Here is a 26,760-nt window from a genome sequence, read left to right as displayed (position 1 = left end):
GCATCGTCTGCAGCGGTGAAGCACTGCCGCTGGATGCGCAACTGCAAGTCTTCGCCAAACTGCCGAACGCCGGCCTCTACAACCTCTACGGACCGACCGAAGCGGCGATCGACGTCACCCACTGGACCTGCGTTGACGAAGGCGCGGACAGCGTGCCGATCGGCCAGCCAATCGCCAACCTGCGCACCCACGTCCTCGACGCCGAGTTGCTGCCGGTGCCAAGTGGCGTGGCTGGCGAACTGTATCTGGGCGGCGCCGGTCTGGCGCGCAGTTATCACCAGCGTCCGGCGCTGACCGCCGAGCGTTTTGTGCCGTGCCCGTTCCACGACGGCGCGCGGCTGTACCGCACCGGTGACCGTGTGCGCCAACGTGCCGACGGCGTGATCGAATACCTCGGTCGTCTCGACCATCAAGTGAAACTGCGCGGTCTGCGCATCGAGTTGGGTGAAATCGAAACCCGCCTGATGCAGCATCCGCTGGTGCGCGAAGCGGTGGTGCTGGTGCAGGGTGGCAAGCACCTGGTGGCATACCTTGTGCTGGAACAGGCTCAGCCGGACGAACAGTGGCAGCAGGACGTCAAGGCGTGGCTGCTCGGCAGCCTGCCGGAATTCATGGTGCCGACCTACCTGATGACGCTGGACAAACTGCCGGTCACCGCCAACGGCAAACTTGATCGCAAAGCCTTGCCGCAACCCGACGCCGCGCCGCAACAGGCGTTCGTCGCGCCGCAGGATGCGCTGCAAAAAGCCCTGGCGGCGATTTGGCAAGACGTGCTCGGCCTTGAGCGCGTCGGCCTCGAAGACAACTTCTTCGAACTGGGCGGCGACTCGATCATCTCGATTCAAGTGGTCAGCCGTGCGCGGCAGGCCGGGATTCGTCTCAGCCCGCGCGACCTGTTCCAGTACCAGACCGTGCGCAGCCTCGCGCTGGTGGCCACGCTGGATAATCAGACCTCGGTGGATCAAGGGCCGGTGACCGGAGACGCTGTGCTCGGGCCGATCCAGCAGCATTTCTTCAGCCGCGCAATGCCGCTGCGTGAACACTGGAACCAGTCGCTGTTGCTGACCCCGCGCGCGAGCTTGAATGCACAGTGGCTTGATGCCGCGCTGACGCAGGTGATCAATCATCACGACGCCTTGCGCCTGCGTTTTGTCGAAAGCGCCGAAGGCTGGCAGCAAAACCATGGCCCGCTGGTGGACAGTGTTGATCTGTGGTTGCGTGACGCCGAGTCGGCGGAACAGTTGCAGGCGCTGTGCAATCAGGCTCAACGCAGTCTCGATCTGCAAAACGGTCCGCTGCTGCGCGCACTGCTGGTGACGCTGGCCGATGGCACGCAGCGCCTGAACCTTATCATTCACCACTTGGCAGTGGACGGGGTTTCCTGGCGCGTGCTGCTGGAAGATTTGCAGCAAGCTTACGAACAGCGCTCGGCGGGCGGAGGCATTCAGTTGCCGGCCAAGACCAATGCCTTCCAGAGCTGGACCGCGCGTCTGGAAAGCGAGGCGGCACGTTTCGACGCGCAACTGGATTACTGGAAAGCCCAGCATCAAGGCGCGCAGGATCTGCCGTGCGAACGTCCCGATGGCAGCCTGCAAAACCTGCACGGCGAAAAAATCGAATGGCGCCTCGACGCCGAGCGCACCCGTCAGTTGCTGCAACAGGCCCCGGCCGCGTATCGCACGCAGGTCAATGATCTGCTGCTCACCGCACTGGCGCGCACCATCAGCCGCTGGACCCGGGAGCCGGGCACGCTGATCGAACTGGAAGGGCATGGTCGCGAAGACCTGTTCGATGACATCGACCTGACCCGCACCGTGGGCTGGTTCACCAGTCTGTTCGCGGTCAATCTGACCGCCGCCGACGATCTCGACGGGTCGATCAAGTCGATCAAGGAGCAACTGCGCGCCGTGCCGGACAAAGGTCTGGGTTACGGCGTGCTGCGTTATCTGGCGGCGCCATCGGTGCGCGCCGAACTGGCAGCGTTGGCGCCGCCCCGGATTACCTTCAACTACCTCGGCCAGTTCGATCGTCAGTTCGACGACGCCGCGCTGTTCGTGCCGTCCGCTGAAACCAGCGGCGTTGCGCAGGATCCGGCCGCGCCGTTGGCCAACTGGCTGACGCTGGAAGGCCAGGTCTATGGCGGTGAGCTGTCGATGAGCTGGGGCTTCAGCCGCGAGATGTTCGACAGCGCGACCGTGCAGTATCTGGTCGATCAATACGCGCTGGAACTGCATGCGCTGATTGAACATTGCTGCACGTTGCAAGCCGCGCAAGCAACGCCATCGGACTTCCCGCTGGCCCGCGTGACCCAGGCACAACTGGATGGGTTGCCGGTGCCGGCAGGTCAACTCGATGATGTTTATCCGCTGTCGCCGATGCAACAGGGCCTGCTATTCCACACCCTTTATGAACAAGCGGCGGGTGAGTACATCAACCAGTTGCGCGTCGACGTGCAAGGTCTCGATCCCGAGCGTTTCCGCGCCGCGTGGCAGGCCACCGTCGATGCGCAGGACATTCTGCGCAGTGGATTCGTCTGGCAGGGTGAGCTGACGCAGCCGGTGCAGATCGTCCACAAGCACGTGCAACTGCCGTTCAGCACGCTGGACTGGCGCGACCGCGACGATCAGCCGGCAGCGCTCGCCGCGCTGGCCGATGCCGAGCGCCAGCAAGGTTTTGACCTGACCTGCGCGCCACTGCTGCGACTGCTGCTGGTGCAGACCGGCGCCGAGCAATGGCACCTGATTTACACCCATCACCACATCCTCATGGACGGCTGGAGCAACTCGCAGTTGCTCGGCGAAGTCTTGCAGCGCTACAGCGGGCGCACGCCGGTGACTGGCGGCGGACGTTATCGCGATTACATCGCTTGGCTGCAACGTCAGGACGGCCAACTCAGTGAAGATTTCTGGAGCGGCCAATTGGCTGCCCTGCAAGAGCCGACCCGGCTGGCGCGCGCGGCCACCGCTGGCGAGAAGCAGAGCGGCCATGGCGATCACTACCTGACGCTGGACGTGCAGCGCACCCAGGCGCTGGAAACCTTTGCCCGCCAGCAAAAAGTCACCGTCAACACCTTGGTGCAAGCGGCGTGGCTGCTGTTGCTGCAACGCTATACCGGCCACGAAGCCGTGGCGTTCGGTGCGACCGTGGCCGGGCGTCCGGCGGATCTGCCGGGCATCGAGCAGCAGGTCGGTCTGTTCATCAACACCTTGCCGGTCATCGGCGCGCCGCGTCCGGATCAAACCGTTGGCAGCTGGTTGCAAGCGGTTCAGGCGCAGAACCTGAGCCTGCGCGACTTCGAGCACACGCCACTGGCGGACATCCAGCGTTGGGCCGGGCAGGGCGGTGAAGCGCTGTTCGACAATATTCTGGTGTTCGAAAACTACCCGATTGCCCAGGCGCTGAGTCAGGCCGGGCAAGGGCTGACATTCGGTGATGTCGGCAATCTCGAACAAACCCATTACGCGCTGAGCGTGGCGGTCACCCTCGGTCAGCAGTTGGCGTTGCACTACAGCTTTGATCGCGGCCAGTTCGCCAGCGATGTCATCAAAGGTATCAGTGCGCACCTGTTGCAATTGCTTGAGCAGTTTGCCCTGTCGGCGGAGCGCAACCTCGGTGAAATCGCCTTGGCAGATGCTCAAGAGCAGGCGCGCCAGCATGCCGAAAACCACCCGCAGCCGTACCCGCTGGACATCGGCGTACATCAGCGTATTGCCGCGTTGGCTGCGCAAAATCCGCAGCGCACGGCGGTGATCTTCAACGGTGAGCATTTCAGCTACGGCGAGATCGACCAGCGTGCCAATCAACTGGCGCATGCCCTGATCGCCCGTGGCGTCGGCGCGGAAACCCGCGTCGGTGTAGCCCTGCCGCGCAGTGAGTCGGTAATCGTCGCGCTGCTGGCGGTGCTCAAGGCGGGCGGTGCTTATGTGCCGCTGGACACCAGTTATCCGCGCGAACGCCTGGCCTATCTGATCGAAGATTCCGGGCTGGCGTTGTTGATCAGCGACTCTTCGGTATCGGCGCAATTGCCGGTCGATGAATCGGTGCCGCTGCTGGAACTGGATCGTCTCGATTTGCGCGAGTTGCCGATCAAGGCGCCACACGTGCAGCTCGATCCGCACAACCTCGCCTACGTGATTTATACCTCCGGTTCTACCGGCAATCCGAAAGGCGTCAGCGTCGCCCACGGTCCGTTGGCCATGCACTGCCAGGCCATCGGTCAGCGCTATGAAATGCGTGACAGCGACTGTGAATTCCATTTCATGTCGTTCGCCTTCGATGGTGCCCACGAGCGCTGGCTGACCAGCCTGACCCACGGTGCGTCGCTGCTGATTCGCGACGACACGTTGTGGACGCCGGAGCAGACCTACAACGCGATGATCGAACACGGCGTGACCGTCGTCGCATTTCCGCCGGTGTACCTGCAACAACTGGCCGAACACGCCGAACGCGTTGGCAATCCGCCGAAGGTACGTATCTATTGCTTCGGCGGTGATGCGGTGCCGAACGCCAGTTTCGAGCGGGTCAAACGCGCGCTCGATCCGGACTACATCATCAACGGTTACGGCCCGACCGAAACCGTGGTCACTCCACTGATCTGGAAGGCCGGTCGCGAAGTGCCGTGTGGCGCCGCGTACGCGCCAATCGGCAGCCGCATTGGTGACCGCAGCGCCTACGTGCTCGACGCCGATCTGAATCTGCTGCCGCAAGGCATGGCCGGCGAGTTGTACCTCGGTGGCACGGGCTTGGCGCGGGGTTATCTGAACCGTCCGGGGCTGACCGCCGAGCGCTTTGTGGCTGACCCGTTCAGCGCCGCGGGCGGCTTGCTCTATCGCACTGGCGACCTGGTGCGTCAGCGTGTCGACGGCACGTTCGACTACCTGGATCGCATCGACAATCAGGTGAAAATTCGCGGTTTCCGCATTGAGCTGGGCGAAGTCGAAGCGGCGCTGCAAGCCCTCGACGGCGTGCGTGAAGCGGTGGTCGTCGCGCAGGAAGGCAGCGCCGGCAGTGGCAAGCGTCTGGTGGCCTATGTGGTGGGCGATTCCAGCCGTGCCGACTTCACCGACGAGCTGCGTGCGCAACTCAAGGGGACGTTGCCGGGGCACATGGTGCCGGCGTATGTCTTGCGTCTGGAGCGTATGCCGCTGACGCCGAACGGCAAACTCGACCGCAAGAACCTGCCGAAACCGGACGTCAGCCAACTGCAACAGGCTTACCTTGCACCGCAAACGCCGCTGGAACAGCAACTGGCGGCGATCTGGCAAGACGTGCTCAAGCTTGAGCAAGTGGGCATCAGCGACAACTTCTTCGAGCTGGGCGGCGATTCGATCATTTCGATTCAAGTGGTCAGCCGTGCGCGGCAGGCCGGGATTCGCTTTACACCGAAAGACCTGTTCCAGCACCAGACCATTGCCGCGCTGGCGTTGGTCGCGCAGACCGGTGAAGCGTTGCAAGTGATCGATCAGCGAGCGGTGACCGGCACGACCGCACTGTTGCCGATTCATCAGGAGTTCTTCGCGCAGGCGATTCCCGATCGTCATCACTGGAACCAGTCGGTGATGCTCAAACCCAATCAGTCCCTGAATGCTCACGTGCTCGAGCAGGCGCTGGATGCCTTGGTGCTGCATCACGACAGCTTGCGTCTGGAATTTGCCGAGCAGGCTGAGAGTTGGGTCGCGCAATACCGCGACGTTGCAACGCAAGCTGGCGAGACCATCCTCTGGCAAGTCGATGTGGCTGATCTCGACGCTTTGGAAATCCTCGGCGACAAGGCCCAGCGCAGCTTGCAATTGAGTGATGGTTCGCTGATTCGCGCGGTGCTGGCGAACCTGGCTGACGGTACGCAACGCCTGTTGCTGATCGTCCATCACCTGGTGGTTGATGGCGTGTCGTGGCGGATCCTGTTCGAAGACCTGCAAAACGCTTATCGGCAGATCCTCGCGGGTAATCCCGTGCAATTGCCGGCCAAGACCAGCGCAGTCAAAGTCTGGGCGGCAGCCTTGCAGGACTACGCAGCAAGCCCTGCGTTGCAGACTGAGTTGAGCTTCTGGCAACAACAATTGCAGGACGCTTCGGCTGCCTTGCCTTACGACCATCCAAACGGCGGGCAGCAACACGATCAGGCGCTGACGATCCGCAGCAAACTGGACAAAGCCCTGACCCGTCAACTCTTGCAGGATGCGCCACAGGCCTATCGCACGCAGGTCAACGATCTGCTTCTGACCGCCCTGGCACGGGTGATGGTGCGCTGGACCGGTGACGACCATGCGCTGGTTCTGCTGGAGGGCCACGGTCGCGAAGACCTCTTCGACAACATCGACCTGACCCGCACCGTAGGCTGGTTTACCAGTGTGTTCCCGGCGCGACTGTCGCCGGTGGCTGAGCTGGGCGCTTCGCTGAAACAGGTCAAGGAACAACTGCGGTCGATTCCGCACAAAGGGATCGGTTTCGGTGCGCTGGCACATCTGGGCGATGCGCAGTCTCGCGAGGCACTGCAAGGCTTGCCGGCGCCGCGCCTGACCTTTAACTATCTAGGCCAGTTCGACGGCAGTTTTGCTGAGGCGGATGAGGCTTTGTTCGCACCGACCAGCGAATCCGGCGGTGCTGAAGTCAACCTGCAAGGCCCGCTGGGCAACCCGCTGGCATTGAACGGCAAAGTCTTCGGCGGCGAGTTGGACCTGAGTTGGACCTACAGCGGCGCCATGTTCGACGCGGCGACCATCCAGCATCTGGCCGATGATTATGTGCAGGAACTGACGGCGCTAATCGGCCACTGTTGCGACAGCGGCAACCGTGGCGTGACGCCATCGGACTTCCCGCTGGCGCAACTGTCGCAGCCGCAACTGGATGCGCTGGTGCTGGAGCCGCAAGGTATCGATGACATTTACACGCTGTCGCCGATGCAGCAGGGCATGCTGTTCCACACCCTGCTCGAACATGGCAATGGCGACTACATCAACCAGATGCGTCTGGACGTCGAGGGCGTCGAGCCGCAGCGCTTCCACGCCGCGTGGCAGGCGGTGGTGGATGCCCATGACATTCTGCGTACCGGGTTCTTCTGGCAGGGTGACTTGCCGCAACCGGTGCAAGTGGTGCAGCGGCAGGTGGACGTGCCGTTCAGTGTGCTCGACTGGCACGGCAAAGCTGATCTGGACACGGCGCTGCAAACCCTCGCTGACGAGGAGCGCGCACTGGGCCTGGATCTGACCTGTGCGCCGCTGCTGCGTCTGGTGCTGGTGCGCACGGCGACTGATCGTCATCACCTGATCTACACCAACCATCACATTTTGATGGACGGCTGGAGCAGCGCGCAGTTGCTTGGCGAAGTGTTGCAGCATTATCGCGGCGAAGCGGTACCGCGTCCGGCGGGTCGCTATCGCGATTACATTGGCTGGCTGCAACGTCAGGATGCGGCGGCTGCCGAGAGTTACTGGCTGGCAACGCTGGAACACCTGCAAGAGCCGACGCGTCTGGCCAATGCGCTCGCGCGGCCAGTCGACGCTTTGCCAAGTGTCGGTTATGGCGACCATTACCAAGTTCTCGACCCTGATCTGAGCGTGCGTCTGGGTGAATTCGCCCGTGCCTCGAAAGTCACCGTCAACACCCTGGTGCAGGCTGCATGGCTGTTGCTCTTGCAGCGTTACACCGGCAAGGACTGTGTGGCATTCGGTGCGACCGTGGCCGGGCGTCCGGCGGATCTGCCGGGGGCCGAAGAGCAGATCGGGCTGTTCATCAACACCTTGCCAGTGGTGGCCGCGCCGCAAGCGCAGCAGAGTCTGGCCAGTTGGCTGCAAGCCGTGCAGGCGCAGAACCTCGCGTCCCGTGAGTTTGAACACACGCCACTGGCGGACATTCAGCGTTGGGCCGGGCAGGGCGGTGACGCGTTGTTCGACAGCCTGATGGTGTTCGAGAACTATCCGATTGGCGAAGCGCTGGAGCGCGGCGCGCCGAAGGATTTGCGTTTCGGTGCGGTGGTCAATCAGGAGCAGACCAACTATCCGTTGACCTTGCTGGTGAGCATGGGCGCGCAACTGTCGGTGCATTTCAGTTACCAGCGCGACAGTTTTGCGGCGGCCAGCGTGGCGCAGTTGGGTGAAAGCCTGCAGCGTCTGCTCGGGCAGATGGTCGAAGCGGGTGAAGGCTCGTTGAGCGACTTGAACCTGATCGACAACGTCACGAACGTCGAGCCCGACTTCGTCACCCAGCTGTGCATTCATCAGGGCATTGCCCGCCAAGTGGCAGCAACCCCGGACGCGCTGGCGGTGACCTTCGCCAATACGCAACTGAGTTACGCCGAACTGGATGCGCAGGCCAATCGCCTGGCGCACAAATTGATCGAACTGGGTGTCGGCCCGGAAGTGCGCGTGGGCGTGGCGATGCCGCGTTCCGAGCAGTTGCTGATTGCCTTGCTGGCGGTGCTCAAGTCGGGTGGCGCTTACGTGCCGCTGGACCCGGATTACCCGGCTGACCGCGTTGCCTACATGCTCGAAGACAGCCGCGCGCGGGTGCTGCTCACTGAGCAAGCGGTCGCCGCAACCCTGAGCGTGCCGGGTGACACGCAAGTGCTGCTAATGGATCTGGTTTCGCTGAGCGCTTATCCGGCTAGCGCACCTCAAACATCGGTCACACCGGACAACCTCGCTTACGTGATCTACACCTCCGGTTCCACCGGCAAACCGAAAGGCGTGGCGATTGCCCATCGCAACGTCATGGCGCTGATCGACTGGTCGGCCAAGGTCTATAGCCGCGACGATATTCAAGGCGTGCTGGCCTCGACCTCGGTTTGCTTCGACCTGTCGGTATGGGAGCTGTTTGTCACATTGGCCAACGGCGGTTCGCTGATCATTGCGCGTAACGCTTTGGAGCTGCCGCAGTTGCCAGCGCGTGATCAGGTACGCCTGATCAACACCGTGCCGTCGGCCATTGCTGCACTGCAACGCGCGGGGCAGATTCCTGCGAGCGTGCGCATCATCAATCTGGCCGGCGAACCGCTCAAGCAAGGCCTGGTCGACACGCTGTATCAGCAGTCGACGATCAAGCACGTTTACGACCTCTATGGCCCGTCGGAAGACACCACCTATTCGACCTGGACCCGCCGCACCGCCGGTGGCCAGCCGCGCATCGGTCGTGCCCTTGATCACAGCGCCAGCCACTTGCTCGACGCCGATCTGCAAGCGGTGCCGCAAGGGATTTCGGCGGAGCTTTACTTGTCCGGCGCCGGCATCACCCGCGGTTATCTGGGGCGTGCAGCGATGACTGCCGAACGCTTTGTGCCCAATCCACTCGCCAGCAACGGCGAGCGCATGTACCGCACCGGCGACCTGATTCGTGAACGCGAAGAGGGCGCGCTGGAGTACATGGGCCGGATCGACCATCAGGTGAAAATTCGTGGATTCCGCATCGAACTGGGCGAGATCGAGGCACGATTGCTCGCGCAACCCACCGTCACCGAAGCGGCGGTGCTTGCCGTTGCAAGCGAGACGGGCGCGCAACTGGTGGCCTACGTGGTCGCACCGCAACTGGATCTGTACGACGGCGAAGCGCAGCGGCAACTGCGCGACGGACTAAAGACTGGCCTCAAGTCTTCGTTACCTGACTACATGATTCCCGCGCACCTGCTGTTCCTTGAGCAGTTGCCACTGACCCCCAACGGCAAACTCGACCGCAAGGCCCTGCCGGCGGTGGATGCCAGCCAGATGCAGGCCGCGTACGTCGCGCCGCAGAGTGAGCTTGAGCAGCAGGTCGCGGCGATCTGGCAGCAAGTGCTCGAGGTTGAACGCATTGGTCTGAACGATCACTTCTTCGAACTGGGCGGGCACTCGCTGCTGGCGGTCAACGTGGTGTCGCGCATCGCCCTCGAACTGGGCCTGACGCTGACCCCGCAACTGTTATTCCAGCACCCCGTCCTGAGTGACTTTGTCGCTCGACTCGATACAGGAGGCGGGGCAATCAACGAACAGAAACTGAGCAAGCTGGAAGCCCTGCTTGACGATATGGAGGAAGTCTGATGGACAAGAGTGTTGCTTTGAGGGTAGCCAAGCGCTTTATCACTCTGCCGCTGGACAAACGTAAGCTGTACCTGGAAAAGATGCTCGAAGAGGGCGTCTCCCCGGCCAACCTGCCGATCCCGGAAACACGTTCCGGGTTTGCAGCGATTCCTCTGTCGTACGCTCAGGAACGTCAACTGTTCCTCTGGCAAATGGACCCGCACAGCACCGCGTATCACATCCCCAGCGCCTTGCGCCTCAAGGGGCAACTGGACGTGGCGGCGCTGGAACGCAGCTTCAATGCCGTGGCCGCGCGCCACGAAAGTTTGCGCACCACGTTTGCCGAGCACGGCGAAACCTTCTGCCAGGTGATTCACCCTCAGTTGCCGCTGAGCATCTCCATGGCACCGCTGCCGGCAGGCCTCGACAGCGCTGGCGAAGAGGCGGCGATCAAGGCGTTCGTCGAAGGCGAAACCGCGCGCCCGTTCAATCTACAACAGGGCCCGCTGCTGCGCGTGGCATTGCTCAAAATCGCCGATGACGATCATGTGCTGGTGCTGGTCCAGCACCACATCATCGCCGATGGCTGGTCGATCAAAGTGCTGGTCAACGAGTTGATCCAGCATTACGCCGCCGACACCGCCGGGCAGCCACTGGCATTGCCGGAACTGGAGGTGCAATACGCCGACTACGCGATCTGGCAGCGTCACTGGCTGGAAGCGGGCGAGCGTGAGCGACAACTGGCTTACTGGATCAAGACACTGGACGGCGAGCAGCCAGTGCTGGAACTGCCGATCGATTTCCCGCGTCCGGCAGTGCAAAGTTTGCGCGGTGCGCGCTTGCAACTGGACCTGCCAGCCGCCCTCAGCGACGCGCTCAAGCAACTGGCCCAGCGCGAAGGCGCCAGCCTGTTCATGCTGTTGCTGGCGTCGTTCCAGGCGTTGCTGCATCGCTACAGCGGCCAGGCGCAGATTCGCGTCGGCGTGCCGACCGCCAACCGCAACCGGGTCGAGACTGAAGGCCTGATCGGCTTCTTCGTCAACACGCAGGTCTTGAATGCCGAAGTGAATGGGCAGTTGCCGTTCAACCAACTGCTGGCCCAGGTCAAGCAAGCGGCGATGGCCGCGCAGGCGCATCAGGATCTGCCGTTCGAGCAGTTGATCGAAGCGCTGCAACCGGAGCGCAGCCTGAGTCACAGCCCGGTGTTCCAGGTGATGTTCAACCACCAGACCAGCCGTGACCAGAGCCGTGGTGCGGTGCAACTGCCGCAGCTGAGCGTCGAGGATGTGCAGTGGGAAGGGCGCACCGCGCAATTCGACCTGACCCTCAATACTTACGAATCGAAGGATGGTTTCGCCGCCGAGCTGACCTACGCCACCGATCTGTTCAAGCCGGAAACGGTCGAGCGTCTGGCGCGTCATTGGCAGAACCTGTTGCAGGGCATCATTGCCGCGCCAACCCAGCGGGTTGGCGAACTGCCGCTGCTGGAAAGTGCCGAGCACGGCGTGTTGTTGCAGGACTGGTTCCGCGCAGCGGATCACAGCGCGCAGGCCGAGTGCGTGCAGCAGGACTTTGCCTTGCAGGCGCAGCAAAACCCGCAGGCGACGGCGCTGATCATCGGCGACGATGTACTGACGTATGGCGAGCTGGATGCCCGGGCCAATCAACTGGCGCATCATCTGATCGAGGCCGGCGTCGGCCCGGATCAATTGGTCGGCATCGCGGTCGAGCGCAGCGTTGAGATGATCGTCGGCCTGTTGGCGATCCTCAAGGCCGGCGGCGCTTATGTGCCGCTGGACCCGGCGTATCCCGAGGATCGTCTGGCCTACATGATCGAGGACAGTGGCCTGCAATTGCTGTTGACCCAAACGCATTTGCAAGCGCAGTTGCCGATCCCGGCGGGTGTGCAGACCCTGTTGCTCGATCAGCCAGGTGACTGGCTGGCGGCTTATCCACAGACCGCGCCGAGCGTGGCCGTCAATGGCGAGCACTTGGCCTACACGATCTACACCTCCGGTTCCACCGGCAAACCGAAAGGCGTGATGGTGCGCCACGCGGCGCTGCGCAACTTTGTCGCGAGCATGATCAAGCAGCCGGGGATTGCCGCTGCGGATCGCATGTTGTCGCTGACCACGTTCTCGTTCGATATTTTTGGCCTGGAAATCTATGGCCCGCTGCTGGCTGGCGCCTGCGTAGTGCTGACTGGAAAGGACGTGCATCAGGATCCGCAAGCGGTGCTGGCGTTGATCGAACGTCACGCCGTCAGCGTGCTGCAAGCCACGCCATCGACCTGGCGCATGCTGCTCGACAACGAACACGCGGCGATTCTCAATGGCCGCACATTCCTCTGTGGCGGTGAAGCGCTGCCGCAGGAATTGGCCAAGCGCATGCTGGCGCTGACGCCGAGCGTGTGGAACCTGTATGGCCCGACCGAAACCACGATCTGGTCGGCGCAACACGCACTGAGCGCGGACAATAGCCGTCCATTCCTTGGCACGCCGATCGACAACACCGCGCTGTACATCCTCGGCAGCGACCTTGAGCTGAATCCGCTCGGCGCACCCGGTGAATTGCTGATTGGCGGTGACGGTCTGGCGCGTGGTTACTTCCAGCGTCCGAGCCTGACCGCCGAACGTTTTGTACCGGATCCGCTCGCGAAAAACGGCGCACGTCTGTACCGCACCGGCGACCTGACCCGTTATCGCGCAGAAGGCGTGATCGAGTACATCGGGCGCATCGACCATCAAGTGAAAATCCGTGGTTTCCGTATCGAACTTGGCGAGATCGAAGCGCGTTTGCTTGCATTGGACAGCGTGCGTGAAACCGTCGTCGTCGCTCAGGACGGCCCGACCGGTGCGCAACTGGTCGGCTATGTGGTGCCATCCGCCAGCGTTACTGATGAAGTCGAACTGCGTGCCGCGCTGAAAGCCAGCCTCAAGGCTGAACTGCCGGAATACATGGTGCCGGCACAGCTGTTGTTCCTCGCGCAACTGCCGCTGACCCCCAACGGCAAAGTCGACCGCAAAGCCTTGCCGGCCCCCGATGCCAGCCAGTTGCAATCAAGCTACATTGCGCCGCAAACCGCGACTCAACATGCCGTCGCCGAGATCTGGCAAGCGGTGCTCAAGCTTGAGCGTGTCGGCCTCAGTGACAACTTTTTCGAACTCGGCGGCCATTCCTTGCTGGTAACGCAAGTGGTCTCCCGTGTGCGTCAGACGCTGAACGTTCAGGTGCCGCTGCGCACGCTGTTCGAGCACAGCACACTGGAAGATTTCGTTGCCGCGCTGGGTGTCGATCAGGCGACGCAGGAACCGGCGATTGTTGCGCTGCCGCGTCTGCAACCGTTGGCGCTTTCCTATGCGCAGGAACGCCAATGGTTCCTCTGGCAGCTGGAACCGACCAGCAGCGCTTATCACGTTCCGGCCGCACTGCGTCTGCGTGGCGAACTGGATCTGCCGGCATTGCAGCAAAGCTTCAATGCGTTGATTGAGCGCCACGAATCCCTGCGCACCTGCTTCGTCGAAGAGCAGGGCACAACCCTGCAAGTGATTCAGACGCAAGGCACGCTGGATCTGCAAGTGCAGGACGTTGCCGGGCTGGACGATGCAGCGCTGCAAGCGCTGGTCGCCGAAGAAACCCTGCACCTGTTCAATCTTCAGCAAGGCCCGTTGCTGCGGGTGAAACTGCTGTGTCTGGCTGCCGATGATCATGCGCTGGTCATCACCTTGCACCACATCGTCTCTGACGGTTGGTCGATGAACATCATGGTCGATGAACTGGTGGCGTTGTACGCCGCGTACAGCCAGGGTCAGACCGCGCATTTGCCGACGTTGCCGGTGCAATACGCCGACTATGCCGTGTGGCAGAAACAGTGGATGGACGCCGGTGAGCGCGAGCGTCAGTTGAGCTACTGGACCGCGCAACTCGGCGATGGCGATCAGCCGTTGCTGGAGCTGCCGAGCGACCGTCCACGCCCGGCCGAGCAAAGCTATCGCGGTGCCCGTCGCGACATCCCGCTGAGCCTCGATCTGGCCGCTGCCCTCAAACAAGTCGCGCAGCGTGAAAACGTCACCCTGTTCGCGCTGTTGCTGGCGTCGTTCCAGACCTTGCTGCACCGCTACAGCGGTCAGGCCGACATCCGTGTTGGCGTGCCCGTGGCCAACCGTAATCGGGTCGAGACGGAAGGGCTGATTGGCTTCTTCGTCAACACCCAAGTGCTCAAGGCTGAATTCGACAGTCAGCAGACCTTCCGCAGCCTGTTGCAGCAAGTGAAGAACACCGTGCTCGGCGCTCAGGCCCATCAGGATCTGCCGTTCGAGCAACTGGTCGACGCGCTGCAACCGGAACGCAGCCTCAGCCATAGCCCGCTGTTCCAGGTGATGCACAACCACCAGAGCCAGGCGCGTCAGGCGCAGGGCGCGACACGCCTGCCGCAATTGCATATCGAAGGCTTGCCCTGGGCGTCGAATACCGCGCAGTTCGACTTGACCCTGAACACCTTTGAATCGACCGATAATGTCTGGGCCGAGCTGACTTACGCCACCGACCTGTTCGACGTCGAGACTATCGAGCGTCTGTCGCAACACTGGACGAATCTGCTGCAAGGCATCGTCGCCGACAGCGCCCAGCGTATCGCCGAACTGCCACTGCACGATGCCATCGAGCGCGGCGCGACCCTGCTGCAATGGAACCCGGCCGTGGCCGATTTCCCGAGCGAGCAGTGCCTGCATCACTTGATCGAAGCCCAGGCCGCCCGCGCACCGCAAGCGATTGCCGTGACGTATGCCGAGCAGTGCCTGAGCTACTTTGAGCTCAACAGCCGCGCCAACCAGTTGGCGCACAAGCTGATTGCCAGCGGCGTCGGCCCGGACGTGCGCGTCGGCCTTGCGGTCGAGCGCAGCCTCGACATGCTGGTCGGACTGCTCGCCATTCTCAAGGCCGGCGGTGCTTACGTGCCGCTCGACCCAAGCTACCCGGAAGAACGCCTGAGCTACATGATCGGCGACAGCGGCATCGGCCTGCTGTTGACCCAGAGCCATTTGCTCGCACGTCTGCCGGTGCCGGACTCGGTGCGCAGCCTGATGCTCGATCAGGATCGCGAAGACCTCGAGGGCTACAGCGACAGCAATCCGCAAGTGAGCATGAGCGCGGATAACCTCGCGTACGTGATTTACACCTCGGGTTCGACCGGTCAGCCGAAGGGCACCTTGCTCGCCCATCGCAATGTGCTGCGCCTGTTCGAGGCCAGCGCCGCGTGGTTCGATTTTGGCCCGCAGGATGTCTGGAGCCTGTTCCACTCCTATGCGTTCGACTTCTCCGTGTGGGAGATTTTCGGTGCGCTGCTGTACGGCGGCAAACTGGTGGTGGTGCCTTACGAGGTCAGCCGTGCGCCGGAAGATTTCTTCGCTTTGCTCTGTCGCGAAGGCATCACCGTGCTCAACCAGACGCCGTCGGCGTTCAAGCAGTTGATGCAAGTCGCCTGCGCCCCGGAGCACGCCGCGCAACAACTGGCGCTGCGTTACGTGGTGTTTGGCGGTGAGGCGCTGGAAGTGAAAAGCCTGCGTCCATGGTTCGAGCGTTTCGGCGACCAAACGCCGCAACTGATCAACATGTACGGCATCACCGAAACCACCGTCCACGTGACGTACCGGCCGTTGTCGATGGCCGATTTGCAGCGTGACGCCAGCAGCCCGATCGGCGAGCCGATCCCGGACCTGTCGTGGTATTTGCTCGACGGCGACCTGAACCCGGTGGCCAAAGGCTGCATCGGTGAGCTGTACGTCGGTCGCGCCGGTCTGGCGCGCGGTTATCTGAACCGTGCCGATCTGACGTCGTTGCGGTTTATTCCCGATCCGTTTGCCGCTGACGGTGGTCGTCTGTATCGCACCGGCGACCTGGCGCGTTATCGCGCTGACGGCGTGATCGAATACATTGGGCGGATCGACCATCAGGTGAAGATTCGCGGTTTCCGTATCGAACTCGGTGAGATCGAAGCGCAACTGCTTGAACAGGCCGCCGTGCGTCAGGCGGTGGTGCTGGCGCAGCCGGGCCTCAGTGGTCAACAACTGGTCGCGTATCTGGTGCCGAGCGATGCTGCGTTACTCGACGCAAGCCCTGCTGAACAGGCGCAGTGGCGCGACCGCGTACGGGCCGAACTCAAGGAAAACCTGCCGGATCACATGATCCCGGCGCACCTGTTGCTGCTCGCGCAATTACCGCTGACCGCCAACGGCAAGCTCAATCGCAGCGCGTTGCCGTCGCCGGATGCCAGTCAGGCGCAGCAGACCTATCAGGCGCCGCAAAGTGAGCTGGAACAACGCTTGGCGGCGATCTGGCAAGACGTGCTGAAGCTGCCGCAAGTGGGCCTCAACGACAACTTCTTCGAACTGGGCGGCGATTCGATCATCTCGATTCAAGTGGTCAGCCGTGCACGGCAGGCCGGCATTCGCCTGAACCCGAAAGACCTGTTCCAGCACCAGACCATTCAACGTCTGGCCCTGGTCGCGCAGTTGGGCGATGACGAAACGAGCATCGACCAACAAGCGGTGACCGGCGCAGCGTTGCTGCTGCCGATTCAGCAGCAGTTCTTCGACGATGAAATCCCTGAGCGTCATCACTGGAACCAATCGGTGCTGCTCAAGCCGCGTCAGCCGCTGGACGCGGACAAAGTCGAGCAAGTGTTGCGTGCGCTGGTCGCGCATCACGATGCCTTGCGCCTGAGCTTCACTCAGCACAATGGCGTGTGGCAGGCCGAGCACCGCGCGATTGAAGTGCAGTCGCAAAACCTGCTGTGGCAGGAAGACGTCGCCGATGCGGCTGCGCTGGAAGCCTTGGGCAACCGCGCCCAGCGCAGCCTCGATCTGCAGAACGGGCCGCTGTTGCGCGCCGTGTTGGCGAATCTGGCCGATGGTACTCAGCGCTTGCAGTTGGTGATCCATCACCTGGTCGTCGACGGTGTGTCGTGGCGGATTCTGCTGGAAGACCTGCAAAACGCTTATCAGCAATTGCTCGACGGTCAGCCACTGAAGCTGCCGGCGAAAACCAGTGCTTTCAAGGACTGGAGCGAGCACTTGCAGCGCTACGCCAACAGCGCGGCGTTGCAACAGGAATTGGCTTACTGGCAAGCCAGCCTGAGCGATGTCAGCACGGATCTGCCGTGCAAGCGTGCCGATGCCGGTCAGCACAATCGTCTGGCGCACACTGTGCAGACCCGTCTCGGCAGCGAGCTGACCCGACAGTTGCTGCAAGAAGCCCCGGCGGCGTATCGCACCCAGGTCAACGACTTGCTGTTGACTGCGTTGGCGCGGGTCATTGGCCGCTGGAGCGGGCAGGCGTCGACGCTGATTCAGCTCGAAGGTCATGGTCGTGAAGAGCTGTTCGACGGTGTTGATCTGACCCGCACCGTCGGCTGGTTCACCAGTCTGTTCCCGGTGCGCCTGACCCCGGCCGAAGGCGCGGGCGATTCGATCAAACAGATCAAGGAACAACTGCGCTCGATCCCCAATAAGGGCATCGGTTTCGGCGCACTGCGTCATCTTGGCGATGCTCAGGCACAACAGAGCCTGCGTGAATTGCCGACCCCGCGCATCACCTTCAACTACCTCGGCCAGTTCGACGGCAGTTTCGAGGGCGATGACGGCGCGCTGTTTGCCCCGGCGCCGGACAACGCCGGTCTCGACCAGAGCCCGGATGCGCCAATGGGCAATTGGCTGACCCTCAACGGTCAGGTGTACGGCGGCGAATTGCGCGTAGGCTGGACCTTCAGCAGCGAGCGTTTCGACAGTGCTGTGATCGAAGCACTGGCGGCGGATTATGCCGAGGAGCTGGCCGCGTTGATCGGCCATTGCCTGACCCCGGGCGTCGCTGGGCTGACGCCTTCGGACTTCCCGCTGGCCGGCTTGACCCAGGCGCAGCTCGACGGCTTGCCAACCCGCCCACAGCAGATTGCAGATATTTATCCGTTGTCGCCGATGCAGCAGGGCATGCTGTTCCACACCCTCTACGCGCAACAGTCCGGTGATTACATCAACCAGATGTGTGTGGCCGTCGATGGCTTGCAGGTCGAGCGTTTCCGCGATGCCTGGCAAGCGGCGATGGACAGTCACGAAGTGCTGCGCAGCGGTTTTGTCTGGGAAGGGGATCTGCCCAACGCCCTGCAAGTGGTGCACAAAGGCTTGCAAGTGCCGTTCAGCGTGCTCGACTGGCGTGATCGCGGTGACCTGGCGCCAGCCCTGAAAGCCCTGGAGCTTGAGCAACGCCTGCAAGGCTTTGATCTGCACGCGGCACCGTTACTGCGTTTGGTCGTGGTGCAGGTGGCGGCTGAGCGCTTCCATCTGATTTACACCTCGCACCACATTCTGATGGACGGCTGGAGCAACTCGCAGTTGCTCGGCGATGTATTGCAGCGCTATCACGGCCACGCGCCGGCGATGGGGGCGGGGCGTTATCGCGATTACATCGAGTGGTTGGCGCAGCAGGACGCGCAGGTCACGGAAAACTTCTGGAAAGGCCAACTGGCCGACTTCGAGACACCGACGTATCTGGCCGATGCCGTGCCGCACCTGGTTGATGCAACCGCCAGCGGTCAGGGTGAATACCTGCTGACCCTCGACACTCACGCGACCGCCGAACTCAACAGTTTTGCCCGGGCGCAGAAGGTCACGGTCAACACGCTGGTGCAAGCCGCGTGGCTGTTGCTGTTGCAACGCTACACCGGGCAGGACACGGTCACGTTCGGCGCCACGGTATCGGGGCGACCGGCGCAGTTGAATGGCGTCGAAGGGCAGATCGGTCTGTTCATCAACACCTTGCCGATCATTGCCAGCCCACGTGCCGAACAGTCGTTGCCGCAATGGCTGCAACAGGTGCAGGCACAGAACCTGTTGCTGCGCGAGCAAGAGCACACACCGCTGTTCGACATTCAGCGTTGGGCAGGGCAGAGCGGTGAGGCGTTGTTCGACAACATTCTGGTGTTCGAGAACTACCCGATTGCCGAAGCCTTGCAGCAAGCCGAATCGGCTGACCTGCGCTTTGGCGAGGTTGACCGCTATGAGCAGACCAACTATCCGCTGACGTTGATGGTCAACCTCGATCAGCAACTGACCGTGCACTTCAGCTATCAGCACACAAGCTTTGCCGCCAGCACCGTGATCAAACTGGCGACACAGTTGCAGCAACTGTTGGACGGCATGCACGCCAGCGCCGATGCCTGCCTGGGCGAGTGGAACTTGCTGGAGGAAGGTGACGAGCAACGTATTCTGCGTGACTGGAATCCGCAGGCAAGCGCTGATCTTGAGCCGATTTGCATCCACCAGGCCATCGAGCGTCAGGTCGCTGCCCAGCCGGACGCGCGCGCCGTGACGTTCGGCCAGCAGTCCTTCACTTATAGCGATATCGATGCCCGGGCCAATCGCCTGGCGCACCGTTTGATCAGCACGGGCGTCGCCGCCGAAGTGCGCGTCGGTGTAGCGATGCAGCGCACCGACAATCTGCTGGTGGCATTGCTCGCGGTCCTCAAGGCCGGTGGCACCTACGTGCCGCTGGACCCGGATTACCCGGCGGATCGGGTCGCCTACATGCTTGAAGACAGCCGCGCCCGCGTGCTGCTGACCGAAACCGATGTAGCCGCGACCCTGTCGCTCGCCGGCGACATGCAAGTGTTGCTGCTGGATCAACTGGATCTCTCGGCCTACAGCACGGTCGCGCCTGTCACCGACGTGAGTGTGAACAATCTTGCCTACGTGATTTACACCTCTGGTTCCACCGGCAAGCCCAAAGGCGTATCGATCAGCCATGCCAACATCATGGCGCTGAGCGACTGGTCGAAGCACCTCTACAGCCGCGAGGACATTCAAGGTGTGCTCGCTTCGACGTCGGTATGTTTCGACCTGTCGGTGTGGGAGCTGTTTGTCACCCTGGCCAATGGCGGTTCGTTGATCATCGCGCGCAACGCGCTGGAGTTGCCGCACTTGCCGGCGCGCGATCAGGTACGCCTGATCAATACCGTGCCGTCGGCAATCAATGCCTTGCAGGACTCTGGCGATATTCCTGCCAGCGTACGCATCATCAACCTGTGCGGCGAAGCGCTGAAGCAGAACCTGGTGGACACCCTGTATCAACAGGCGACCATCGCCGATATCTTCGACTTGTACGGCCCGTCGGAAGATACCGTTTACTCCACCTGGACCCGTCGAGAGGCTGGCGGCACGGCGAACATCGGTCGACCGATGATCCGCACCGCCAGTTATGTGCTGGGCGGCGATCTGCAACCGGCACCGCAGGGTGTGTCGGCGGAGTTGTACCTGGCCGGTGCCGGTCTCAGCCGTGGCTATCTGGGCCGGGCGGCGATGACCGCAGAGAAATTCGTGCCCAATCCGTTCGCCGGCAATGGCGAACGTATGTACCGCACCGGCGACCTGACCCGTTATCTGGGCGACGGCACGTTGCAATACGTCGGGCGTATCGATCACCAAGTGAAGGTGCGCGGTTTCCGTATCGAGCTGGGCGAAATCGAAGCGCGTCTGTTGCAGATCGACAACGTCAGCCAGGCACTAGTGGTGGCGCAACCGATCGCCTCCAGCCATCAACTGGTGGCGTATGTGGTGGTCGATGATGCGACCGTGGCCAGCGCCGATGCGGCCGCGCAAGCCGCTCTGCGCGAAGCACTGAAGACGCGACTCAAGACGCACCTGCCGGACTACATGATCCCGGCGCACGTGCTGTTCCTCGCCAGCCTGCCGCTGACGCCGAACGGCAAGGTCGACCGCAAGGCCTTGCCGAGCGCCGACGCGTTTGTCGCGGCGGGTGATTTCGTTGCCCCGGTCGGTGAACTGGAACAGCAGATCGCAGCCATCTGGCAGAACGTCCTGGAGCTCGATCAGGTCAGCCGCGAGGATCATTTCTTCGAACTGGGCGGGCACTCGCTGCTGGCCACTCAGGCCGTCTCGCGTTTGCGCCATTTGACCGGCGGCGCGTTGAGCCTGCGCGACCTGTTCAACTATCCGCGCCTCAAGGATCTGGCCACCTGGATGGCCGAGGAGCAGACACCGACCCTCGGCGGGACGGCCAGTCAGGCCGTTCCACTGAAGGCCTGGGGCGCCAAGTCGACGGCACCGCTGTCGTTGGTGCAACGTCGTCTGTGGGTCGCCGAACAATTGTCCGGCGGCAGCTCGGCCTACGGCATGCCGCTGGCCTTGCGCTTGCGCGGTGAGCTGTCGGTCGAGCGCTTCATGAGCAGTTTTGCCGAAGTGGTGCGCCGTCATGAAGTGTTGCGCACCGCGTACTCGCAGGATGACGAAGGTGATCCGATTGCGCTGATTGCCGAGCAGGTCGACGTCGACTTCCCGTTGCTCGATCTGTCCGGTCTGTCGCGCAGTGCCCAGGAAGAACAGGTCGCGCAGGCCGCGCTGGATAACGCACGGACACCGATCGATCTGGAGCAGGCGCCATTGTGGCGCGGGCGCATCCTGCATCTGTCGCCGACCGAGCATGTGCTGCTGTTCGCCATGCATCACATCATTTCTGACGGTTGGTCGATGGGCGTATTGATCAATGAGCTGGTGCAGCTCTATGAGTTGAGCAAGGCCGGTGCTGCCGCGTCGTTGCCGGCGCTGGAAGTGCAGTACTCGGATTTTGCCCTGTGGCAACAGGCGCTGGAGCGGCAAGGGATTCTCGGCCAGCAGGCGGATTACTGGAGAGAGAGGCTCAGTGGCTACAGCGGGCAGCTCAACCTGCCGCTGGACACCCCGCGCGGGCCGGTGGCGTCGTACGACGGTGATGCCGTGCAGTTCCATCTGCCGAAGGATTTGAGTCAGGCCTTGCGCAAGGTTGCCAATGACGCCGGGGTGACGCTGTACAGCACGCTGCTGGCGTCGTTCCAGGTGCTGTTGCATCAATTCAGCGGCGGCGACGACGTGTTGGTCGGCGCCGACGTCGCCGGGCGCGAGCAGGCGCAGCTGGAGCGGCTGATCGGCTTCTTCGTCAACGTCTTGCCGCTGCGTTCACGCTTCTCGGCCGACACGGCGTTCTCGACGTTTCTCGCGGGCACTCAGGACACCTTGCTCGGCGCGCTGGAGCATCAGGACCTGCCGCTGGACATGATCGTCGAATCCTGTGGCGTGCCGCGTCACAAGGGCATGAACCCGTTGGTGCAGGTGTTGTTCGTGATGAACAACCTGCCGGGTCGCACCCAATCCATGGGCGGTTTGAGCGTCGAGCCGCTGGCGGCACTGCAGAGCCATTCTAAATTCGACATGGCATTGTTCGTTGACGAAGAAGAAGGGCAATTGCTGGGTAATTGGCAATTCGCCACAACCTTGTTCGGACACGAGCGCATTCAGTACCTGGTGAAGGCCTGGATAGCCCTGTTGGAACAGATCGTCGCTGATCAGGACATTCAATTGGGAGCTATCAGCATGCCAGTCGACAATTTAGCAGTGGCGGCCAAACCCGCTGCCCCCGGACCCAAGGCCGACAAACTGGGCAAGTTCCTCAAGCGTGGCGCCGCCCCGGTGGCCAAGGTTCGCCCGGCGCCGATCCGCGAATCGCTGATCGCTGCGCCGCAGCCGTTCCCGCTGTTGATGGAACCGAACGAGCCGCAGCTGGATTTGATCGAGTGGATCAAGCACAACCGCCCGCTGATCGAAGAAAAACTGGCGACCCACGCCGGCATTCTCTTCCGTGGTTTCGAGCTCGACGGCATTCAGGGTTTTGAAGCGTTCGCCGAAGCGATCCAGCCGGGCCTGTACGGTCAATACGGCGATCTGCCGAAGAAGGAGGGCGGCAAGAACACCTACCGCTCCACGCCGTACCCGGAACGCAAGATGATCCTGTTCCACAACGAGAGCTCGCACCAGGATCGCTGGCCGCGCAAGCAGATGTTCTATTGCGAGCAAGCGGCGCCGGTCGGCGGTGCAACGCCGGTAGTCGACTGCCGCTTGATGTACGAAAAACTGCCGGCAGACCTGCGTGACAAGTTCGAGTCCAAAGGCTTGCTGTATGTGCGCACCTTCACCGACAACCTCGACGTGTCGTGGCAGCACTTCTTCAAGACCGAAGACCGTGCCGAAGTCGAAGCCCGCTGTCGCGCCGGCGGTATCGAGTGGCGCTGGCTCGACAACAACGAACTGCAAACCCGCACACCGGGACCGGCGATCATTCGTCACCCGATCACCGGCGCCAAGTCATTTTTCAATCAGGTGCAACTGCACCACATCTACTGGCTGGAGCCGGATGTGCGTGAAGACCTGCTGTCGATGTTCGGCGCCGAGCGCATGCCGCGTCATGTGTATTACGGCGACGGCACACCGATCGAAGACGACGTGATGCAGCGCATTGGTGAGCTGTATGAAGAGTGCGCCGTGCGATTCGACTGGCAGAAGGGCGACGCGATCCTGCTCGACAACATGCTGGTGGCGCATGCCCGTGATCCGTTCGAGGGCCCGCGCAAGATTGTCGTCGCGATGGGTGACATGTACGACCACAGCAGCCTGGAGCGCGCGGCCACCAACGCTCGGGCGGCATTGAATACCGAGGAAAGCGGAGCATGAGCGAAGTCATGAAGGACGTGCAGGATCCGGGTTTCGCCCTGACGCCTGAGCAACAGGCGCTGCATGAGCGCCTGTCGAACACCGCCACCTGTGGCGAGGCCATGCGCTGGCTCAGCGTTGGCATTGACGGTGATCTTGATCCGCAACGTTTGCAGGCCGCGTTCGATACCGTGCTGGCACAGCAGCCGATGCTGTTGGCGCGGCTGGACAAGGTCAGCGGTTTCCACGGTTTGCGTCAGGCGGCGGCCGACGCCGGGCGCTTCCCGCTGACGATCCATGCCGGCGAGCAACGCGGCGGGGACGTTCAGGCGCAAATCAGCGAATCGCTGGAACGCGCCTTTGTCGTCGGCGAATCGGCCAGTGTCCAGGCGGTGCTGTATCGACTGGCGTCACAGCAATGGCAACTGGTGCTGGGCATTGCTCGCTACAGTGCCGACGCGCCATCGTTGAACCTTGTGCTGCAACAAGTGCAGCAAGCGTACGCCGGGGTTCAGCCAAGCGAAGACGAAGAGTCGGGGGAATTCGCCCAGTATCTGGAATGGCGCAGTGAGGTGGTGCTCGATGAAGACGCCGTCACCGCGCGTACCTACTGGCAGCAGCACCTGCAAGGTGTGCAGGCCGATATCGCTACGCCATGGCTGGCCGCTCGCAGCGCCGGCCTCGAAGTGAGTGCCGCCGATACGTGCGTATCGCTGAGTCTGCAGTCGGCGCAGCGTGATGCTCTGCAAGCGCTGGCCGAGCAGCTCGGTCAGCCAGTCGCCACGTTGCTGCAAGGCGCGTGGTGGGTGTTGCTGGGACGTTTGAGCGGGCTCGATCAGGTACTGGTCGGTCTGCGGCATGACAGCCGTGCTGATTATGAATATTTTGCCAACGCCGTGGGCGTGTTCGAGAAAACCCTGCCGCTGTCGCTGGAACTGCCTGGCAGTGCGCGCTTCAGTGACTGGCTGGGGCAATTGGCCGCGCGTGTCGAAGAACATCGCACCTGGCAGGAATACTGGACGCCGGAACTGGCGCCCGACGCAGCACGTTCGGCCTACGGTTTCAGCCTTGGCCAGATCGGCGTTGCCGCGAGCAGCGGCGGTATGCGCTGGAGCGTGGCTGACGTCGTGCAGGTGCAACCGGATGCTTTCGAATTGTTGTTGCAGGTGCAGCTGGACGAAAACCAGCGTCTTGCCGGCGCTGGTCTGCAGTACGCCGCTTCGCGCTATTCACCAGCGACCGCCAACGCCGTACTGGAACAGTTTGGCGTGCTGTTGAGCGCGATTGTCGATGCACCACACGCGACACTGGCGCAACTCAACCTGCTCAGTCGCGCCGCTGAACAGCGCTTGCTGGCAATCAATCCGGCGATACAGGCGCTGGCTGATCAGCGTTATCTGCCACAGCGCATTGCTGATCTGGCGCTGCGTACGCCGCACGCCATTGCCTTGACCGACGCTGAGCAGTCATTGAGCTACGGCCAGTTGCAGGCCCGCGTCGAAAGCGCCGCTCAGGGTTTGAACCATCAAGGTGTCAGCGCAGGCTCGATCATCGCGCTGGCGTTGCCACGCTCGGCGGATCTGGTGATCGCAATGTTGGCGAGCTGGCGCCTCGGGTGCGCGTATCTGCCGCTGGATGTGCAATGGCCGCAGGCGCGTCAGGCATTGATGCTGGAACAGGCCGGCGCCGCGCTGTTGTTGACCGATGCGGCGCACCTGACGGCCTGGCAGGATCAGCCGTACAAAACGCTGACGCTGGCAGAACTCGGTGCGTCGGGCGCGCCGTTGCCGACGCTCGCGACGCAAGGCTCCGACATTGCTTATGTGTTGTTCACCTCCGGTTCTACCGGTGTGCCGAAAGGTGTGGTGATCGAACATCGGCAATTGCTCAACTACGTCGCTCAGGCCAGTCAGGCGCTGGGTCTGGAGCCATGCAAAAACTTCGGTTTCAGTTCTACGGTCGCGGCAGATCTGGGCAACACGGCGTTGTTCGGTGCGCTGTTCAATGGGGCAACCCTGCACGTCGCCAGTGATGCGCAAATGCAGGACGGCGCATTATTCGCCGACTACCTGAAGCAGCATCAGGTCGACTGCCTGAAAATCGTCCCGTCGCACCTTGCGGCGCTGCTCGACAATGAGCAGGCAACCTTGCCGCACACGCTGGTGCTGGGCGGCGAACCGATTGCGCCGACGCTGATCGAGCGCATTGCGCGGCTGCGCAGTGATTGTCGGGTGTTCAACCACTATGGCCCGACCGAAACCACGGTGGGTGTGATGATCCATCCACTGACCCTGGACGGCACGGCCAGCGATTGCTCGGCGCTGAGCCAAGTGCTGGGCAACAATCAGGTGTATGTGCTGGACGCTGATTTGCGTCTGGCGCCCGTCGGTGTGCTGGGCGAGTTGTACTTGGGCGGTGCGCAATTGTGCCGTGGTTATCTGAATGCCGAGGCCGATGCGCAGACGTTCATCCAGAGTCCGTTCGATGCGGCGCAGCGTTTGTATCGCAGCGGAGATCTGGCGCGTTACCGCACCGACGGAGCGATCCAGTTGCACGGTCGACGTGATCAACAGGTCAAGGTGCGCGGGTTCCGTATCGAACTCGCGGAAATCGAAGCCGAGTTGCTGCGCCTGCCGGCGGTTGCCGAAGCGCTGGTGGTGCCTGCCGCGTCGGCCGAGCAAGGTCTGCTGGCGTTTATCGTGCCGCAGCAGGGCGCCACAGCGAATCTGCTCGACACCGCGCGAGCCGAACTGAGTGCGCGTCTGCCCGCCGTGATGGTGCCGCAGCATCTGCAACTGATCGAGCGTTTTCCACGGCTGGCCAACGGCAAGATCGATCGCAAGGCGCTGCAACAATTGGCCGCTACGGCAGCGGATGACGAAGGCGTTGCGCCGCGTGATGCACTGGAGCAATTGCTTGCCGTGCGCATGGCGCAACTGCTGGGGCTTGAACGCTTGAGCGTCGAGCGCGACTTTTTCGCGGCCGGAGGCCATTCGCTGTTGGTGATCAAACTGGTCGCCGGTATTCGCAAGTTGCTGCAATGCGAAATTCATCCGGGACTGGTTTTCGATCATCCGACCGTGGCGTCGCTGGCGCTGGCGTTGCGGGCGGTGGAAAGCAGCCCGGGGCAGTTGGAGAAAATGGCTCAGGTACGCCTGCGCATGGAGGCGATGAGTCCTGAGGAAAAGGCCCGTCTAGCCGAGCAGGCGCGACAGTTACAGGCCGCCAAGGCTGCGCAAACAAGCTGA

General features: G+C 62.4%; 3 protein-coding genes (1 of these 3 cut by a window edge). All 3 read left to right on the top strand.

Annotated features, from left to right (window positions below; translation table 11 throughout):
• Tightly spaced (each overlapping or abutting the next), the 3 genes in view from HUW52_RS21620 to HUW52_RS21610 form a layout consistent with a single transcriptional unit that may run on beyond the window.
• Positions 1-10,007: the 3' portion of a non-ribosomal peptide synthetase gene (locus HUW52_RS21620; RefSeq protein ID WP_175554867.1), read on the top strand. Its footprint begins 2,314 nt before the window's first position; only the last 10,007 of its 12,321 coding nucleotides appear in the window; its start codon lies off the left edge, out of view; the stop codon is at positions 10,005-10,007.
• Entirely contained in the window at positions 10,007-23,533 is a 13,527-nt protein-coding gene (locus HUW52_RS21615) for a non-ribosomal peptide synthase/polyketide synthase (protein WP_175554866.1), read from the top strand. Before HUW52_RS21620 ends, HUW52_RS21615 begins: the two co-directional genes overlap by 1 nt.
• Positions 23,530-26,760: an amino acid adenylation domain-containing protein gene (locus HUW52_RS21610; protein ID WP_175554865.1), complete on the top strand. Its 3,231-nt coding sequence runs from the start codon at positions 23,530-23,532 to the stop codon at positions 26,758-26,760. The genes HUW52_RS21615 and HUW52_RS21610 overlap by 4 nt, the downstream gene beginning before the upstream one ends.

The sequence above is a fragment of the Pseudomonas sp. 43A genome, assembly GCF_013363935.1.
GTDB lineage: Bacteria > Pseudomonadota > Gammaproteobacteria > Pseudomonadales > Pseudomonadaceae > Aquipseudomonas > Aquipseudomonas crudilactis.
Note: the sequence above shows the minus strand (reverse complement) of the source record. Positions and strands in the feature narration are given on the sequence as shown.

Excerpts from the sequence above, each read along its gene's own strand:
- HUW52_RS21615 (WP_175554866.1), top strand. The coding sequence starts at position 10,007 with ATGGACAAGAGTGTTGCTTTGAGGGTAGCCAAGCGCTTTATCACTCTG.
- HUW52_RS21610 (WP_175554865.1), top strand. The coding sequence starts at position 23,530 with ATGAGCGAAGTCATGAAGGACGTGCAGGATCCGGGTTTCGCCCTGACG.